The sequence below is a fragment of the Aeromonas sp. s6 genome, assembly GCF_040907815.1.
In the GTDB taxonomy this organism is placed as follows: Bacteria; Pseudomonadota; Gammaproteobacteria; order Enterobacterales; family Aeromonadaceae; genus Aeromonas; species Aeromonas caviae.
In genome coordinates, this window is record NZ_JBFOCN010000122.1 from 1 (window position 1) to 15,662 (window position 15,662).

General features: G+C 62.9%; 16 protein-coding genes and 1 pseudogene. 8 read left to right on the top strand and 9 right to left on the bottom strand.

Annotated features, from left to right (window positions below):
- Positions 1-77 precede the first annotated feature (77 nt).
- Positions 78-1,639, top strand: a protein-coding gene (locus AB5Y50_RS19040; protein WP_088813959.1) for an IS3-like element ISAs20 family transposase whose coding sequence is annotated in 2 segments (ribosomal slippage) — positions 78-540 and positions 540-1,639 — 1,563 coding nt in all. Because the reading frame shifts where the segments join, the coding sequence is not laid out codon by codon here.
- A gap of 335 nt (positions 1,640-1,974) precedes the next feature.
- On the opposite strand, the gene AB5Y50_RS19045 is transcribed toward AB5Y50_RS19040, so the two are convergent.
- Positions 1,975-2,331 (bottom strand): FCD domain-containing protein, encoded by a 357-nt coding sequence (locus AB5Y50_RS19045; RefSeq protein ID WP_327786653.1) that lies wholly within the window; start codon positions 2,329-2,331, stop codon positions 1,975-1,977.
- On the opposite strand from AB5Y50_RS19045, the gene eda reads away from it, so the two are divergent.
- Entirely contained in the window at positions 2,245-2,934 is a 690-nt protein-coding gene (gene eda / locus AB5Y50_RS19050) for a bifunctional 4-hydroxy-2-oxoglutarate aldolase/2-dehydro-3-deoxy-phosphogluconate aldolase (RefSeq protein ID WP_309295286.1), read from the top strand. The genes AB5Y50_RS19045 and eda overlap by 87 nt on opposite strands.
- Before the next feature lie 133 nt (positions 2,935-3,067).
- Here the strand turns inward: eda and AB5Y50_RS19055 are convergent, their stop codons facing one another.
- Positions 3,068-3,508: a GNAT family N-acetyltransferase gene (locus AB5Y50_RS19055; RefSeq protein ID WP_042880882.1), complete on the bottom strand. Its 441-nt coding sequence runs from the start codon at positions 3,506-3,508 to the stop codon at positions 3,068-3,070.
- 182 nt (positions 3,509-3,690) lie between these two features.
- Here AB5Y50_RS19055 and AB5Y50_RS19060 point away from each other — a divergent pair, with 182 nt between their 5' ends.
- Positions 3,691-4,191 carry an SRPBCC domain-containing protein gene (locus tag AB5Y50_RS19060; RefSeq protein WP_010673967.1) on the top strand — a complete coding sequence of 167 codons (501 nt, stop codon included), beginning with the start codon at positions 3,691-3,693 and terminating at the stop codon, positions 4,189-4,191.
- A 72-nt stretch (positions 4,192-4,263) separates the two neighbouring features.
- On the opposite strand, the gene AB5Y50_RS19065 is transcribed toward AB5Y50_RS19060, so the two are convergent.
- Both AB5Y50_RS19065 and AB5Y50_RS19070 read right to left on the bottom strand, forming a co-directional pair.
- Entirely contained in the window at positions 4,264-4,770 is a 507-nt protein-coding gene (locus tag AB5Y50_RS19065) for a GNAT family N-acetyltransferase (protein WP_010673966.1), read from the bottom strand.
- Positions 4,771-4,922: 152 nt separating this feature from the next.
- Positions 4,923-6,113 carry a GNAT family N-acetyltransferase gene (locus AB5Y50_RS19070; protein ID WP_223931960.1) on the bottom strand — a complete coding sequence of 397 codons (1,191 nt, stop codon included), beginning with the start codon at positions 6,111-6,113 and terminating at the stop codon, positions 4,923-4,925.
- Between the two features lie 262 nt (positions 6,114-6,375).
- Between AB5Y50_RS19070 and AB5Y50_RS19075 the strand changes: the two genes are divergently transcribed.
- Genes AB5Y50_RS19075 through AB5Y50_RS19085 form a run of 3 tightly spaced genes read left to right on the top strand, consistent with a single transcriptional unit; the run spans position 6,376 to position 8,821 of the window.
- On the top strand, positions 6,376-7,194 hold the full coding sequence (locus AB5Y50_RS19075) for a DUF3100 domain-containing protein (protein WP_180911489.1): 819 nt from the start codon (positions 6,376-6,378) through the stop codon (positions 7,192-7,194).
- The gene (locus AB5Y50_RS19080) at positions 7,191-7,640 is read left to right on the top strand and encodes a hypothetical protein (RefSeq protein WP_042016367.1); all 450 of its coding nucleotides are present in this window, start codon (positions 7,191-7,193) and stop codon (positions 7,638-7,640) included. Before AB5Y50_RS19075 ends, AB5Y50_RS19080 begins: the two co-directional genes overlap by 4 nt.
- On the top strand, positions 7,640-8,821 hold the full coding sequence (locus AB5Y50_RS19085) for a M20 family metallopeptidase (protein WP_104455545.1): 1,182 nt from the start codon (positions 7,640-7,642) through the stop codon (positions 8,819-8,821). The genes AB5Y50_RS19080 and AB5Y50_RS19085 overlap by 1 nt, the downstream gene beginning before the upstream one ends.
- A 66-nt stretch (positions 8,822-8,887) precedes the next feature.
- Here AB5Y50_RS19085 and AB5Y50_RS19090 read toward each other — a convergent pair whose 3' ends face one another.
- The 4 genes and pseudogenes from AB5Y50_RS19090 to AB5Y50_RS19105 all read right to left on the bottom strand — a co-directional run bounded on the left by AB5Y50_RS19090 (position 8,888) and on the right by AB5Y50_RS19105 (position 12,929).
- Positions 8,888-9,847: a LysR substrate-binding domain-containing protein gene (locus AB5Y50_RS19090; RefSeq protein ID WP_010673960.1), complete on the bottom strand. Its 960-nt coding sequence runs from the start codon at positions 9,845-9,847 to the stop codon at positions 8,888-8,890.
- The gene (pdxH, locus tag AB5Y50_RS19095) at positions 9,847-10,485 is read right to left on the bottom strand and encodes a pyridoxamine 5'-phosphate oxidase (protein ID WP_104455543.1); all 639 of its coding nucleotides are present in this window, start codon (positions 10,483-10,485) and stop codon (positions 9,847-9,849) included. The genes AB5Y50_RS19090 and pdxH overlap by 1 nt, the downstream gene beginning before the upstream one ends.
- A gap of 157 nt (positions 10,486-10,642) precedes the next feature.
- On the bottom strand, positions 10,643-10,966 hold the full coding sequence (locus AB5Y50_RS19100) for a hypothetical protein (protein ID WP_043154507.1): 324 nt from the start codon (positions 10,964-10,966) through the stop codon (positions 10,643-10,645).
- A pseudogene (locus AB5Y50_RS19105) lies at positions 10,963-12,929 on the bottom strand (reprolysin-like metallopeptidase). The gene AB5Y50_RS19100 and the pseudogene AB5Y50_RS19105 overlap by 4 nt, the downstream one beginning before the upstream one ends.
- A gap of 211 nt (positions 12,930-13,140) precedes the next feature.
- Here AB5Y50_RS19105 and AB5Y50_RS19110 point away from each other — a divergent pair.
- Positions 13,141-14,352 (top strand): RsmB/NOP family class I SAM-dependent RNA methyltransferase, encoded by a 1,212-nt coding sequence (locus AB5Y50_RS19110; RefSeq protein WP_010673956.1) that lies wholly within the window; start codon positions 13,141-13,143, stop codon positions 14,350-14,352.
- Positions 14,353-14,419: 67 nt separating this feature from the next.
- Here AB5Y50_RS19110 and AB5Y50_RS19115 read toward each other — a convergent pair whose 3' ends face one another.
- Positions 14,420-14,764, bottom strand: a complete 345-nt coding sequence (locus tag AB5Y50_RS19115) for a Grx4 family monothiol glutaredoxin (protein WP_010673955.1) — start codon at positions 14,762-14,764, stop codon at positions 14,420-14,422.
- Between the two features lie 287 nt (positions 14,765-15,051).
- Between AB5Y50_RS19115 and sodB the strand changes: the two genes are divergently transcribed.
- The gene (gene sodB, locus AB5Y50_RS19120; protein WP_010673954.1) at positions 15,052-15,636 is read left to right on the top strand and encodes a superoxide dismutase [Fe]; all 585 of its coding nucleotides are present in this window, start codon (positions 15,052-15,054) and stop codon (positions 15,634-15,636) included.
- Positions 15,637-15,662: the final 26 nt, after the last annotated feature.

The window sequence follows — 15,662 nt, forward strand, 5'->3', positions numbered from 1 at the left end:
CCCCCCGGTGTCAGAATAGTTGTCGCCTAATCTGAATAATCTAAATGTGAAGACCGGGGGCGGATAAAGAGTGTCGAATGGCTCGTTATTCAAGTGAGCGCAAGGCTGCTTTGCTCAAGAAGCTGCTGCCGCCCATCAATATGTCGGTGGCCGAGTTGGCTCGGCAGGAAAACATCAGCGAGGTCACTCTGTATAATTGGCGCAAACACGCCAAAGACGGAGGGTCTCCTGTGCCCGGGGACAACAAACTGACCGATGAATGGCCCGCCGAGGCCAAGTTCGCCGTCGTGCTGGAAACCGCTGCGCTTTCCGAGATTGAACTCAGTGAGTACTGCCGCCGTAAGGGTCTCTATCCCGAGCAAGTCCAGCAATGGCGCCAAGCCTGTATTCTGGGCCAGCAATCCGCTCGTACCTTACAACAGGCGGAGAAGGCACAGGCCAAAGCGGACAAGAAGCGTATCCGGCAACTGGAGCAAGAGCTGCGGCGCAAAGACAAGGCCCTGGCCGAGGCGGCAGCTCTGCTGATATTGCAAAAAAAGCTCGATGCCTACTGGAGCAACGTCGACGAGGACAACTGACCTCGTTGCCAGAGCGGCAGCAATACGTTGCATGGTGGCGCGAAGCGCTTGAAGCTGGCGCCCGCAAGCATCCTGCGGCCGAGGTGTTGGGGCTGAGTCTGCGCACGCTCCAGCGCTGGTTGGCCGGGCCTGAGCTGAGTGCCGATAGGCGACCGGATGCGGTTCGTTCCATACCTGCTCATGCATTGAGCCCAGAGGAGCGGCAGGCCGTGCTGGACGTCTGCAATAGCCAGGAGTTCGCCTCGTTGCCGCCGAGTCAAATTGTGCCACGGCTGGCCGACCAGGGGCGCTACTTGGCCAGTGAGTCGAGCTTCTATCGCATCTTGCGGGCGGCTGACCAGCAGCACAGGCGTGGCCGTAGCCAGCCACCGCGTCATGTGCCGGTACCAACCAGCCATACCGCGACTGGGCCCAATCAAGTGTGGTCCTGGGATATCACCTACTTGCCGTCACTCGTGCGCGGCCAGTATTACTACCTCTATCTGATAGAGGACATCTACAGCCGCAAAGGGGTGGGCTGGGAAGTGCATGAGCAAGAGTGCGGTGAACGGGCGGCGGCGTTGCTGCAACGGAGCATCATCCGCGAGCAGTGCTGGAAGCAGCCGCTGGTCTTGCACTCGGACAACGGCGCGCCAATGAAGTCAGTCACGCTGCTGACCAAGATGCATGACCTGGGTGTCACGCCCTCGCGGGGACGGCCTCGGGTCAGCAACGATAATCCGTACTCGGAGTCATTGTTCAGGACGCTGAAGTACTGTCCGCAGTGGCCATCAGACGGCTTTGCCAGTCTGGAAGCGGCCAGGGAGTGGGTGCGCGACTTTATGGCCTGGTATAACGAAGAGCACCGGCATAGCCGTATCCGCTTCGTCACACCCAACGAGCGGCATCGGGGTGACGATAAAGCCCTGCTGGCGAAACGGGATGCTGTGTACCAGGCCGCCCGAGCACAACACCCAGCGAGGTGGAGTGGCAAGACGCGAGACTGGACACCTATCGGTGCCGTGATGCTAAATCCGGAGCGGCCCGAGAAACCCGAGCCGGAGCAAAAAGAGGCTGCTTAAAACAGCTTTGCGCGACAACTATCTTGAAAAACGCCGTCTAAAGAACTCCACCAAACGTTTGGAAAGGGCCACTTCGCAAGAAGTGGCCCTTTTTGTATCCTTTTTCTGGCTTTCAGAGGATGTAACCGCCCCAAGAGCACAGTGCATGACCAGACCTGAGGCCAAAGGCTCTGCGGGGGGTGGCTGCATTTGACATGGGCGAGCTCCAGGTGGCGTCGCCAGCAAAAACCGGCGAGTGGAGCAGCAATTTGCCCGGGCGCTCTGGGCTACGCCATCAGCCCAGCGCCTCCATGGGGTTGAAACAACCTCGAGGATTCGCCCCCGAGAACCTTCCACTAGCCGTTGGCAGTGGAAGGCTGGGTCAGATGAACGACGGGATTTTCGGAGAAGAGGTAGCGGCCATCCTCCATTTCGTCATCGAAGATGGTGGCCTGGAAGAGCATCTGCTTGGTGTTCTCCAGGTGCTGCCACATGGCCAGCTTGGCCGCCTGCGGATCCTTGCGCATCAGGGCCTTGAGGATCTGGTCGTGATCGTCGCACCAGCTGGAGATGGCCTTGTCGTCGATATGCTCGTGGAGCTTGCGCCAGTAGGGGTTGCGCTCGCAATGCAGCCAGGGAGCCAGGGCTTCGGGGTGGGCGAGATCGTCGTCAAGCGCGGCTCTGAGCCTTGCCTGGTTGTCACGGCAACGCAGCGGATCGAAATCGCCGCCCTGCGGTTGTCCGCCGAACAGGTGATCGACACCACGGCGGCGGGCGACTCCTTCAGCGCCGGTTATCTCGCCGCACGCCTGCAAGGGGCCGATGTCACCGACGCCGCCGCAGAGGCCATCCGCCAGATGCGCGCGGCCTACCCGGATCTGCTGATCGGGGCCGGCACCGTGCTCAACCGCGAGCAGGTGGATGCGGCCGTTGCGGCGGACGCCGACTTCATCGTCAGCCCCGGCTTTAACCCGACCACGGTGCAGTACTGCCTGGACAAGGACGTCACCATCATCCCCGGGGTCAACAACCCCAGCCTGGTGGAGCAGGCCATGGAGATGGGGCTGCGCCACCTCAAGTTCTTCCCGGCCGAGCAGTCTGGCGGCACCGCCATGCTCAAGGCCCTGGGCGCCGTCTATCCGGTGCGCTTCATGCCCACCGGCGGCGTGACGCCGGCCAATCTGAAGGAGTATCTGGGGCTGAATGCCGTGATCGCCTGCGGCGGCACCTGGATGATGCCGGCCAAGCTCATCGACGAGGGCAGCAGGTGGGGAGAGCTGGCCGCCCTGGTAAGAGAGGCCGTGGCGGCCCTGTGATCATCGGTTGAGCGAGGGAAGGTCTGCCCTCCCCCGGATGTGTTGAAGAGCCACTTCCCGCGAAGTGGCTTTTTTATGCCCTGCCAGGGCTGGAGATCAATGTGCGGTGCGGTTGCCGCAGTCTGCCAGCGGCTTATTCCCCTGCGGCATCGGGCGTCAACACCAGCCTGCGCCAGGGGCCCGTGATGTCGCAATGACCCGTCTCTTCGGTGTTCTCCCAGCCCAGGCGATGATAGAAAGCCATCGCCGTGGTGTTGCGCATGGCCACCTTGAGGGAGGCCGGGGAGGGGTACCCGGCCAAGCCGGCGGCAAGCAAGGCCCGCCCCATGCCCTGCCCGTGCCAGTCCGCCACCACGTAGAGATGATGCACGAAGCTCTCGGCCCCCCAGATGGAGACGAATCCGCACGGGCTGCCCCCTTTCTCCGCCACCCAGATCTCCTCGCCCCGGGTCTGCTCGGCAAAATCCTCGAGCCGGAACAGGGCGGGATCAACCCAATGGAAGGCCTGGCGCCTTCCCTTGAGGAAGAGCTGCGCCAGCATGGGCTCATCAGCTTCCGTCATCATTCTGATCATGACACCATCCTTGCGTTGCGTGCTTGTCGCTTCCCACTCTCGATGGATCCCGCCGTGCTGTCAAATCGGCAATGTGGACCCTCTTGAATACGTAACCGTGTGACACAGGGCTGCCTATTTTATCGCCTCAGAGGCTATACTGCCGAGGTCCCGTCCATGACTGGTTTGAGGTTCACTGATTTATGGATAACAAGCAAATTGAAGGCAGTATTCTGGTACCCGCCCACATTGACGATGTCTGGCGGGCCTGGACCACGGAGAGCGGGCTGCGCAGTTTTCTGGCGCCGGAGTGCCTCATGGTCCCGGAACCCAACGGGCCGTTCGAGATCTATTTCAGACCCGATGCTCCCCTCGGCGAGCGTGGCAGCGAAGGGTGCCGGGTGATGGCGGTCATGCCCCATGATCTGCTCAGCTTCAGCTGGAATTTCCCTCCCCAGTTTCCCCACATTCGTCAGCAGAAGACCCAGGTCAGCCTGCGCTTCGTGCCGGAGGGCCAAGGCACCCGGCTCCACTTCCTGCAGACCGGCTGGGCGCAGGATCCAGACTGGGACCAGGGTTATGCCTACTTCCGGGAGGAGTGGCTGGAACTGAGTCTGCCAAGGCTTCAGTACCGTTTCACCCACGGCCCCATCGACTGGAACAACCCGCCGGGCAAGCAGCAGCTGAAATCCCTGGCCCAGTGACGTCCATTCAAGCGATGGGCATGGCACGAAAAAGGACCCGCTCAGGGTCCTTTTTCATGGATGGGCAGGCGGTCACTCCACCGGCTCTTCATCGAACAGGGGGTGATAGAGCACCTCGCCCCTTACCCCGTCGAGCCCGCCGGGTTGCAACTCCATCGCCATGAAACACTCCGTCGGCACCTCGTAGATGCAGTGCAGGCCGAAGTCGCTGGCAGGCCGAAAGCCGAAACGGGCGTAGTAGGCGGGATCCCCGAGTACCACCACCGCCTTCCAGTCCATCTCCAGTGCCGTGTCCAGCCCTTCCCGCACCAGATCCGAGCCAATGCCCTGTCCCTGCCAGTCGGGATGCACGGCCACGGGTGCCAGTCCCAACCAGGGCCCTTCCTGTCCCTCAATGGTGATCGGGCTCAGCATCAGGTGCCCCATGAACTCGTACTCTTCCTCCTCGACCATGGTGACCACGGCGGCCCCACATTCGCGCAGGCGGTTGACCAGTTCGGCCTCGTCGGGACGACCAAAGGCGGCACTCACCAGCTCATAGACTGGCAGCATGTCGCCGGGACGCTCGGTTCTCAACATACAGCGTTACTCCTCGTACAGCAGGGCGGCCATTATTCCACAGAAGTGGGGTACCACTTCACTGCCTTTGTCTGAAAATGGGAGGACGGACTCAGGAAAACGCCTGACAGACCCCGCACCAGGCTTCGCGATGACCGCCCCTGGGCAAGCCATCAGCGTCCGTCGTCAGGCTGTCGCAATCGCCGCAGATAGGCGAGGCCCAGATCCCCGCACTCCTTGAGCAGGGCGCCACCACCATGGGCCTGCACCCCGGGCGCCTCTGGCGCCAGCATGGCCTGGGGATAGCGCCGCACCGTCAGCCCGCTGAGTGTCTGCTCGCCCCCTGTCGCCTCCCCCGCCATGAAAAGTGCCACCCCCTCACCGTGCAGTATGGCCACGACCACCTCCTCGTCATCCAGCCAGGGGGCCAGCGCCTCTTTGCGTGCATCCGTCAGGCGCGCCGGGCGATCCAGCCGCCAGTGATCGAGCTCGAGGGCGCCATCGGCCGGATCTGGCCGACGCCCGTCATGGTGCATGCCAGTCTTTTCCATCACCCGGCCTGAGGCGAGGTTGCCCGGCATGTGGCGGGCGGTGAGGGCAGGCAGGTGCCACTGCTCGAAGGCAAACGCCCTGACCAGGCTCGCGGCCCGGGTGGCCAGCCCCCTGTTCTGCCAGGGCACACCGACCCACCATGCCAGCTCCCCGTGCCAGTGCAGGGAGAGAGAGCCGACCAGGGGAGCGGGCTCGTCTTCACGCCCCTGGGGCAGAGTCAGGGCCCAGGTGCATCCCAGCCCGAGAGCAGCCTTGCGCCCGCTCAGGGCAAGCCAGTCCCGCGCCGCCTCCTGCGAATAGGGGTGGGGGATGTTGAGGGTATAGCGGGCGAGCGCCGCATCCGAACAATAACGCAGGATGGCGCTCTCATCGCCGGGCAGCAGGGGGCGCAGCACCAGCGCGTCCTGCCCGCCAGGCTCGCGCAGCACCGGGGTCATCAGGCGGCGGGCAAGCAGGCGTTGCAGGGCAACCCCGAGGTCGTCATCGGCACCGAGGCGATGATCCGCCCCCGCGGGCCCCAGGGTGAGCAGGCCGCTCTCTCTGGCCAGGGTCAGCAGGGAGCCGGAGGCAGCGATCAGGATCTGCCGGTCCGGCTGTGTCGCCATCAGCGGGGAGGCGGCCTCACCCAGCCAGGCGGCAAGCAGGTTGCGGGCACGGAGAATGCCATCTGGCGGGCTGACAGACCAGGGTGCCATCTCCCTCGCCTCCCCTTTGCCAAGCAGCAGCCACCAGCGGTTTCCCCGGTGCTGCCAGGCCTGCAACGCCGCTTGCCAGGAGGGGCGCCAGAGCGCCCCCTCGATCAACAGATCCATTCCTTCCCCCACATCCGCCCCCCCGGATCAGGCACCGGGTGCCCGGGCGGCACCACACTCCTGTCTGAGGCAGCATAAGCAGCTACCAATGAGTTGTTAAACCATATGTTTACCATGGTTAAACGGCATACCCCATGAAAAAATGCCATATGGCTGACTTGATGGCGGTCACATTCCTTCCCCTCCTCGCTTCCTATCATGCCCCCATCATGGCGCGACCAAAGACGCCCATGAAGGACAACGGATAACAAGAGAACACACTATGCAGCCAACCAGCCCACTCAAAACGGTAGTAGTCAGTACCCTGGCGACCGCCCTGCTGATCTTCGTGGCCCAATCCCTCATCGGGAAGCAGGAGATCAGACTCGGCATCGCCATCATCCCCATCCTGCCCATGCTCTTTGCCGTCATCATCGGCATGATCGTCTCCGCCAAGCCCGTCAAGGATCGCATCCCCGGCTGGAAGAGGCTCTTCACCGAGCGAGAAGAGGACTTCTGCGGCAAGATGGTGGGTTTCAGCCTGCTGATCCTCGGGACCCAGTATGCGGGGATGATCATCCCCAACCTCAAGATGATCCTGAGCGTCGGCGTACCGCTCTTCCTGCAGGAGATAGGCAACCTCCTGCCCATCCTCATCGCCATTCCGCTGGCGGTGAAGTTCGGCTTTGGCCGCCGCGCCATCGGGGCCTGCTCCTCCATCAGCCGTGAACCCTCGGTCGCGGTGATCCAGGGCAAGTTCGGCACCGGCTCCCAGGAGTACATCGGCGTGCTCGCCATCTACCTGTGCGGCTCCGTCATCGGCACCCTCTTGTTCAGCGTGCTTGGCAGCATTGCCCCCCTCACGGGGCTGCATCCCCTGGCCCTGGCCGCCGGTTCCGGCGTGGGATCCGGCTCCATGCTGAGCGCCGCCTCCGGTGCCCTCATCAACGGCCTCGACGAGGCGATGGCCCAGCAGGTGCTCAGCATCGCCGCCGCCTCGAATCTGCTCTCGTCGGCCCTGGGGGCGCTCTCCCTCACCTATCTGGGTCTGCCGCTCGCTGAAAAAATCTATGCCCTGACCGCCAAAGGAGAGAAAGCATGAAAAGCATCGTGATGGATATGCGCTTCGTCTTCCTGGCGATCCTGCTGGCCATGTTCACCCAGACCCTGACCTCGGGCCTGCCGCTGTGGCAGATGGGGGACAGCTTCGTCGCCATGTCCCTGGTGGTGTTCGCCTCCCTGGTGACCAAGCGCTATCTGCCCTCCTCCCTGCCGGCCTTTGCCTATGCCACCATCATCGGCATTCTCATCTGCCTGCCGGAGACGCCGGTGCGCGGCCTCTTCATCGATGCCGTGGCCAAGATCTCCTTCCTCTCCTGCTGCGTGCCGCTCCTGGCCTTCGCCGGACTCTCGGTGGGCGGTCAGCTGGAGGAGCTCAAGAAGATGTCGTGGAAAGTGATCCTCATCTTCATGATCGTCTCCACCTGCTGCTTCTTTGGCGCCTCCCTGGTTGCCCAGCTCGGTTTCTCCATTCAAGGGATCATCTGATGAACCACTACCATATCGAACCTGACCTGTTGGCCCTGCGCGACTTCAGCTACGAAGTGCGCCACCACCTGCACCGCATCCCGGAATACTCCGGGGCCGAGTTCAAGACCTCTGCCTACTGCCGTGGGTTGATGGAAGAGTTCGGCTACAGGATCACCCTGTATCCCGGCTTCACCGGTTTTCACGGGGATCTGGCGGTCGACCCTGCCCTGCCCACCATTGCCTTTCGTGCCGACATGGATGGCCTGGAGATGCACGACATGAGCGAGGTGGCGTTCAAATCCACCCATGAGGGGATGGCCCACAACTGCGGCCACGACTCCCACATGGCGATCGCTCTGACCGCCGCCAGGTTTCTGGCCGCCAACCGCGATCGCCTGCGATACAACGTCCGCTTCATCTTCCAGATGGCGGAAGAGGACATGCGCGTCCCCGGTGCCGAAAAGATGGTGGAGCTTGGTTGCATGAAGGGGGTGGACGAGGTCTATGCCCTGCACAACGACGGCGCCATGGAGACGGGCACCATCAAGTTCAACCAGGGGGTCATGTCCTCCTGGGGGTCTGCCTGGACGCTTGATGTGCACGGCATCTCCGCCCACGGCTCCACCCCCCACAAGGGGCTGGATGCCATCCGGGAGGCGGTGCGGATCATCGAGGACATGGACTACATCGTCGCCAAGCGCACCAGCCCGTTCAGCCCGGCGGTCTTTGGTTGCGGCATGATCAACGGCGGCACCATTCCCAACGCCATCGCCGATCATGTGCAGGCCCGTGGCACCATCCGCGCCATGGATGCCGAAACCGACCAGATCCTGAAAAACAGCTTCAGGGACATCATCGCCCAGAGCGAGCTGCGCGGCTTCAAGACCACCATGGTCCATGCCGGCTACCCGGCGGTGGAGAACCACCCCCAGGCCTGCGAGCGCCTGCAACAAGCCGCCTCGAATGTGTTGTCCAGCGACGGGATCAACGCAAAGGGCCAGCCCATGACCGGCAGCGAGGACTTCAGCTACATGATCAACGCCACGCCAAGCCGCATGGGGGCCATGTTCTTCCTCGGCAGCGGCAATCAGGCCAAGGGGATCTGCAACTACCTGCACGCGAACCCCTATTACCTGGACGACGACTGCCTGCTGGTGGGAGCCCAGATCTTCGTCAATCTGGCGACCCGAGCCGCCTGAGGGGTCAGTACAAGGGGATAGCAATGCAAAGAGAGGCCGACGGCCTCTCTTTTTTATGTCTCGGCGTCAGAGCCAGGGCAGAGTTGCAGACGGAGCGGGCGTTCCCTGGTTGAGCAGCGCCAGCTGCACCGTCTCCCGGCTCACATGGGGGGCATAGAGGTGGATGAAGTCGTACATGTAGTCCCGCAGGTGGGCGTGCCTGCGCAGGCACACATGGGCCACGCTCGAGGCGATCAGATGATCGATGTTGAGGCAGACCAGGCTCTCCCTGTCCCCTTCGTCGAACGCCGAGGTGGCGATCACCCCGACCCCCATCCCCAGGCGCACATAGTGCTTGATGATGTCGCTGTCGGTGGCCGTCAGCACGATGCGGGGGCTGAGGCCATGGCGACCGAACGCCTTGTCCATCTTGGAGCGGCCGGTGAAACCGAACACATAGGTGATGAGGGGATACCGGGCCAGATCCGCCATGGCCAGCGGCTGGCAGTCCAGCAGCGGATGGCCGTGGGGCACCACCACGCTGCGCCCCCAGCGATAGCAGGGCACGGTCGCCAGCTCGTCGAACAGGTGCATGGACTCGGTGGCGATGGCCATCTCCACATCCCCGTTTTGCGCCATCTGCGCCAGTTGGGCAGGGGCTCCCTGATGCAGCTGGATGCTCACCTCGGGGTAGCGGCGGGAGAATTCGGTAATGACCGCCGGCAGCTTGTAGCGGGCCATGGTGTGGGTGGTGGCGATGCGCAGCACCCCGCTGGTGGCCAGCTGATCCCCGAGGGAAAGCTGACCAATCTGCTCCACCTGGGCCACCACTCCCCTGGCCAGCTCCATCACCTGCTCCCCCATGGGGGTCAGGCCCGCCAGGTTCTTGCCCTTGCGGGTAAACAGCGCCAGCCCCAGCTCCTCTTCCAGCATCTTCATCTGCTTGCTGAGGGTCGGCTGGGAGGTATAGAGCTTCTCCGCCGTCGCCGAGATGTTGAAGTTGTTCTTCACTATCTCGGTGAAGTTCTTGAGCCGGGCGATGTTCATCAGGGCGCCAGGCGCTCGATGTGCCAGCCGTCCCCCTCGCGGGTGTAATAGAAGCGATCGTGCAGACGATGCTCCCCGCCCTGCCAGAACTCGACGGTGTCGATGCGCACCCGGAAACCACCCCAGAAGCTCGGCAGCGGCACCTCGCCATTGGCAAACTTCTGCTTGAGTTCGAGGAACTTGGCCTCCAGCACGCCACGGGCCGAGATGCGGGTCGACTGTTTGGAGACCCAGGCGGCAATCTGGCTGTCCTTGGGACGGCTGTGGAAATACTTCATCACCTCGAAGGTGCTCATCTTCTCCACCCGGCCGGTCACGTGCACCTGTCTGTCCAGGGTATGCCAGGGGAAGAGCAGGCTGATGCGGGGGTTGCCCTCCAGCTGATGCGCCTTGCGGCTGCCCATGTTGGTGTAGAACACCATGCCGTCGGCATCGTAGTGCTTGAGCAGCACGGTGCGCTGCCAGGGCTGACCATCAGCATCCACGGTGCCCACCACCATGGCGGTGGGATCGGTCAGTTTGGCCTCGCACGCCTGGGCCAGCCACTTCTCGAACAGGGTGAGGGGCTCGGCCGGCAGATCGGCCCGGTGCAGTCCACCCCTGGTGTATTCGCGACGCAGATCAGCCACATCCATCATCTTGATTTTCCTTCTCTCTTTCTCTGCCGCCCGTGCGGCGATGGGTGCAGGCATTGTGCGACGAGCGCGCCATGGGTACAAGCCTCGGGGCGGCCAAATGGCGGAGCAAAAAGAGAGGGAGGCTCATGCCTCCCTCTTTATGCCGATGACCGTCAGCCTACTGCTTGCCGTCAATCGGCGGGCAATGGGCCAGCATGCGCCGGTTGTAGTCCGCCGCATAGGCGCTCAGCCTAGCATGGGCCTCCTTCTGATCCGGCTTGATGACATCCCCGAATCCGTCGAGATAGCGCACGCCGCAGCGGGCCTTGGCCGCCGCCTGCTGATCCGCCGCGATCCCGGGCGCCACCTCGCCGCGCCCGGCCCGCACGATCAGCCGGTAATCCTGCCTGGCGAGGCTGGCGCTGACCGCCTGCTCCAGGGTGTCTGCATCGGCCTGACAACCGCCGAGCAGGGTGAGCAGCAGCACCCCGGCCAGTCTCATGCCCGCCTCCGCTGCCAGCCCAGCAACGCCAGGGCCAGGGTCCAGAAGCCGAGGGCACCGCCGCCACCGCTTCCCCCCTCTTCACCGCGCTGGGTGACCGAGAGCTTGAGGGGACTGATGGCGAAGAAGATGTTGTCGCTGCACGCCACCTTCAAACGGGCAGTGCCATCCTGGCCCGCCGGGATGGTGACGCTCGCCGAGCCCGAGTTGGGTTTGCCGCTGGCAAGGGAAGTCCAGTTTGCCCCCTCGTCCCGGGTCATGAAGAGATCCACCTTGCTGCAGTTGATGGGGGCGGCATTGGTGCCGGCCACTTCCCAACTGATGGTCTGCGTCTTGCCCGCCCCCAGGGGGTCACCACCGGGCTGGTCAGGGCAAAGGCCTTGCCGGTGTTGACCACCTGGATCTTCATGTCATCGCTGGCGACACCGCCCTTGCCGTCCCGCGCCGTGAGGCGGAAGTTCAGGTCCCGGTTGGTGGCAGGCCAGGCCTCCCCTATTGCCAGGGTGTTGGTGAGCAGGGAGGTGAGACTCGGCAGGGTGCGCTCCGGCACGCTGGTCGGCGCCACGAAACGGAACAGCGGGCGGCTGCCGTCGTCCACCATGGTGGCCGGGCTGCTCGACTCCGTCCCCAGATCGATCTGCTCCCAGGTGTAATTCAGCGGATCGCTGTCAAGATCGGCCCCCGCCCCCTTGAGCACGAAGGGGGTGTTCGCAGGGATGACGTAGTCATTGCCTGCCGCCACCTGGGGCGCATTGTTGACCAGCGCCAACGGGGTGCCGCAATTTGGCTCCGTGGCCATGTGGGCCCGCATCTGCTCGATGGACTTGCTGTGGAAATAGGGCTCGCTGTGGGGCTGCAGATCTTCGTCTCCGCAGATCCCCGCATAGGCCATGATGGAGCTGCCGCTGCCCGGCTCCCAGGCTTGGCTTGCCTCCCGGTTGCCGCCGCCACAACTGCCTGTGGTGCCGTTGAAGGTGTGGTCTGCCCCGAACTGGTGACCGATCTCGTGGGCCACGTAGTCGATGAAGAAGGCATCCCCCACCGGCTCGGGGGAGCCCGTCATCCCCGCCGATTTGTCAGGGGTGCAGAGTACGCCCAGCCCCGCCAGGCCGCCGCCACCGGTGTTGACCACATGGCCGATGTCGAAGGCCCCCAGCCCCTTGGTCAGGGCATCGGCCTGCACCTGCATGTTGGCATCGATATCGCCGTCATCATTGTTGAAGGGATCGTTCGCCACGTCGGTGAAGATGATGGTGTCGTTGCCGCTGGCCAGCTGGAATTCGGCCGCCACATCACGCTGGTAGACCTCGTTGACCCGGTTGAGCAGGGTGGTGATGGCGCCAAGACCCGCCTCCACGGTACCGCCGTGATACTGGGTATACTCCCCCGCCGCCGAGATGGCGATGACATAGCGCTTGCGCTCGTTGCCATCCACCAGCACCTGACGGGCCAGCTTTTTGGCCTCGCCCCCGATCACCTTGTCCGCCTCTTCTTCCAGCCGGCTGTGGGCATCCTGCTGGTAATAGACGGCATAGCCTTCCCCATTGCGAAGGGGATCGACGAACACCATCTTCCCTTCATGGCTGAACATGGCGTGGAATCCCTGGGGACCGAGATCGAAGCGCCCGGTCTCGCCAGGCGCCGCTTCGTTGTGCCCCTTGAAGGCCAGGATATCGGGATAGTTGGCGGCCAGATCCGCCGGCAGCAGATCATAGGGTTGCAGGCTGAAGGTCACCTCCTTGCCATCCGGCAGAGGCAAGGTCAGGCGGCGCTCGCCCCCCTTCAGGGCAGCCAGGTAATCGGTAGAGACGGTGACGATGCGATACTGGCTGGCCCTCACCTCGTACCCATCGGCGGCGGTGGCCCGCGCCGTGACCGTATGCCACTCGCCGGCCATCAGGTTGCCGGACGTCATCAGACCCGCCACCAGCACCGCCAGCGGAGAATATTTCATCAACTGCATCTTTTTAATTCCTTTTTAAACGGATTCACCTGAACTGCCACGGCATCATTTGCCCGCTGGTCCGATTAGTCCAGCAACATCCTCTGTACATTCCCCGAATGGGGAAGGTTGCACCAATGCAGACTAGCCCCTATCATGGCGCGGATTTGTCCGTTCCAGAACCCCTCTTCGACGGGGCCGGTTCACTCTTTCTTTGGCCAAGGTTAATCTCATGCTCAAGTCCCCACTGTTGCCCCGTTTCGGGGATCTGGTCGTTGCCATCGTTGACGATGTGCTGGGTCAGGGTCTTACCCTCGACCGCGCCTATGCACGTCACTTCTCCGGCATCGAACTCAAACCGCAAGAACAGGCAAGGATTGCCCTGGTCACCGGCGATCTGCTGCGCCGCCTCAGCCTCTACTGCTTCCTCACCGGCATCCAGGTCCGTCAGGCGGAGAAGAATGTCTGGCCGCTGCTGCACAGCTGGCACGCCTTCCACAAGATAGATCAGCCCAACCACCCGACCCTGGATCGCTTCAACGAGGAGGCGTTCCGCCGCCGCCTGACCGAGGCCAAGAAGAACCCCGTGCTGATGGACGGCTGCCCTGCCTGGCTGGAAAAACTCGGCAGCGAGCAACTGGGCGACGCCTGGCCGGCCGAGCGTGCCGCCCTGGCCTGGATGCCCAAGCGTTACCTGCGGGTCAACACCCTCAAGTGCACCCGGGACGAGCTGCAAGCCATGCTGGCCAAAGAGCATGTCACCACAGTGCCCGTCGACGGAGTGGAGACCGCCCTGCAAGTGACCTCGGACGCCGCCCTGTTCCGTACCCAGGCCTTTGCCGACGGCTGCTTCGAGCAGCAGGATGCCGGCTCCCAGCTGGTGGCCGCGGCCCTCGACGTCAAGCCCGGCATGCGGGTCATCGACGCCTGTGCCGGTGCCGGCGGCAAGACCCTGCACCTGGCCGCCATGATGCAGGGCAAGGGCCGTCTGCTGGCCATGGACGTGGAAGAGTGGAAACTGGAGAACCTCAAGCAGCGCGCCCGCCGCGCCGGTGCCCACAACGTGGAGACCCGGGTCATCACCAGCAGCAAGACCGTCAAGCGCCTTAAAGAAAGCGCCGATCGCGTGCTGCTGGACGTCCCCTGCTCCGGCCTTGGCGTGCTCAAGCGCAACCCGGATGCCAAGTGGCGCGACACCGCCGAGCGCCTGCCGGTGCTGGTCGCCCTGCAAGAGGAGATCCTGCAGCGCTACAGCCAGATGGTGAAGGTGGGCGGCCTGCTGGTCTACGCCACCTGCTCCATCCTGCCCGAGGAGAACCGCCAGCAGGTGGACAAGTTCCTCGCCGCCAACGAGCACTTCCGCCTGATCGGCGATCACAACGTCAGCCCGGCCGAGACCGGCTTCGACGGCTTCTACATGGCGCGCCTCGAACGCATCGCCTGATGTCTGTCGTGGGCACAAAGAAAAGGGGAGCCAGTGGCTCCCCTTTTTGCATGGTATGGATGCGGCCTTATTCGGCGGCAGCGTCATCCTGCTTGTGCTTGGCGGCAGTTTCCTTGATCAGGGTCTGCAGCTCGCCGGCCTGGAACATCTCGATCATGATGTCGCAACCACCGACCAGCTCGCCCTCGACCCACAGTTGCGGGAAGGTGGGCCAGTTGGCGAATTTCGGCAGCTCGGCGCGGATGTCCGGGTTCTGCAGGATGTCGACATAGGCGAAAGGCTCGCCGCAGGACATCAGGGCCTGGGAGGCCTGGGCAGAGAAACCGCAGCTGGGCAGCTTGGGGGATCCCTTCATGTAGAGGATGATGGGATTCTCAGCCAACTGCTGTTTGATCTTTTCAATAGTTTCCATAAATGCCTCACTGGAGCGATTTCGGCGGCCATTCTACTGCAATCCGGGCAGACCACAAACTGGCAAACCGTTGCGAATGAAAGAAGTCATGCATCAATACGCCGCAGCTTGATCCGGATCATGGCAAGAATCAAGGGTTGTTCGCCCATCTTTGATACTGCTACAATCGACGGGCTTTGGGCCGTCTGGCCCCCTCATTTCAAGAACAATTCTTTTCAAGATAGAAAAGAGTACGCAATGTCTTGCAACCGTCGCCTTCGCACGGACCAGCCAATGGAGAGTAGAAAATGGCTTTCGAACTTCCCGCTCTGCCCTATGCAATCAATGCTCTGGAACCGCACATCTCCCAGGAAACCCTGGAATACCACCATGGCAAGCACCACAACACCTACGTGGTCAACCTGAACAACCTGGTGCCGGGTACCGAGTTTGAAGGCAAGTCTCTGGAAGAGATCATCAAGACCTCCACTGGTGGCGTCTTCAACAACGCTGCCCAGATCTGGAACCACACCTTCTACTGGCACTGCCTCTCCCCGAACGGCGGTGGCGAACCCACTGGCGCCCTGGCCGATGCCATCACCAAGGCCTTCGGCTCCTTCGCCGAGTTCAAGGATGCGTTCACCAAGTCTGCCATCGGCAACTTCGGCTCCAGCTGGACCTGGCTGGTGAAAAAGGCTGATGGCTCCCTGGCCATCGTCAACACCTCCAACGCCGGTTGCCCGCTGACCGAAGCCGGTACCACCCCGCTGCTGACCGTCGACCTGTGGGAACACGCCTACTACATCGATTTCCGCAACCTGCGTCCGAAGTACATGGAAACCTTCTGGGCCCTGGTCAACTGGGAATTCGTGGCCAAGAACCTGGCTGCCTGATAAGCCTTTCTTGCCAAAACGCCCCG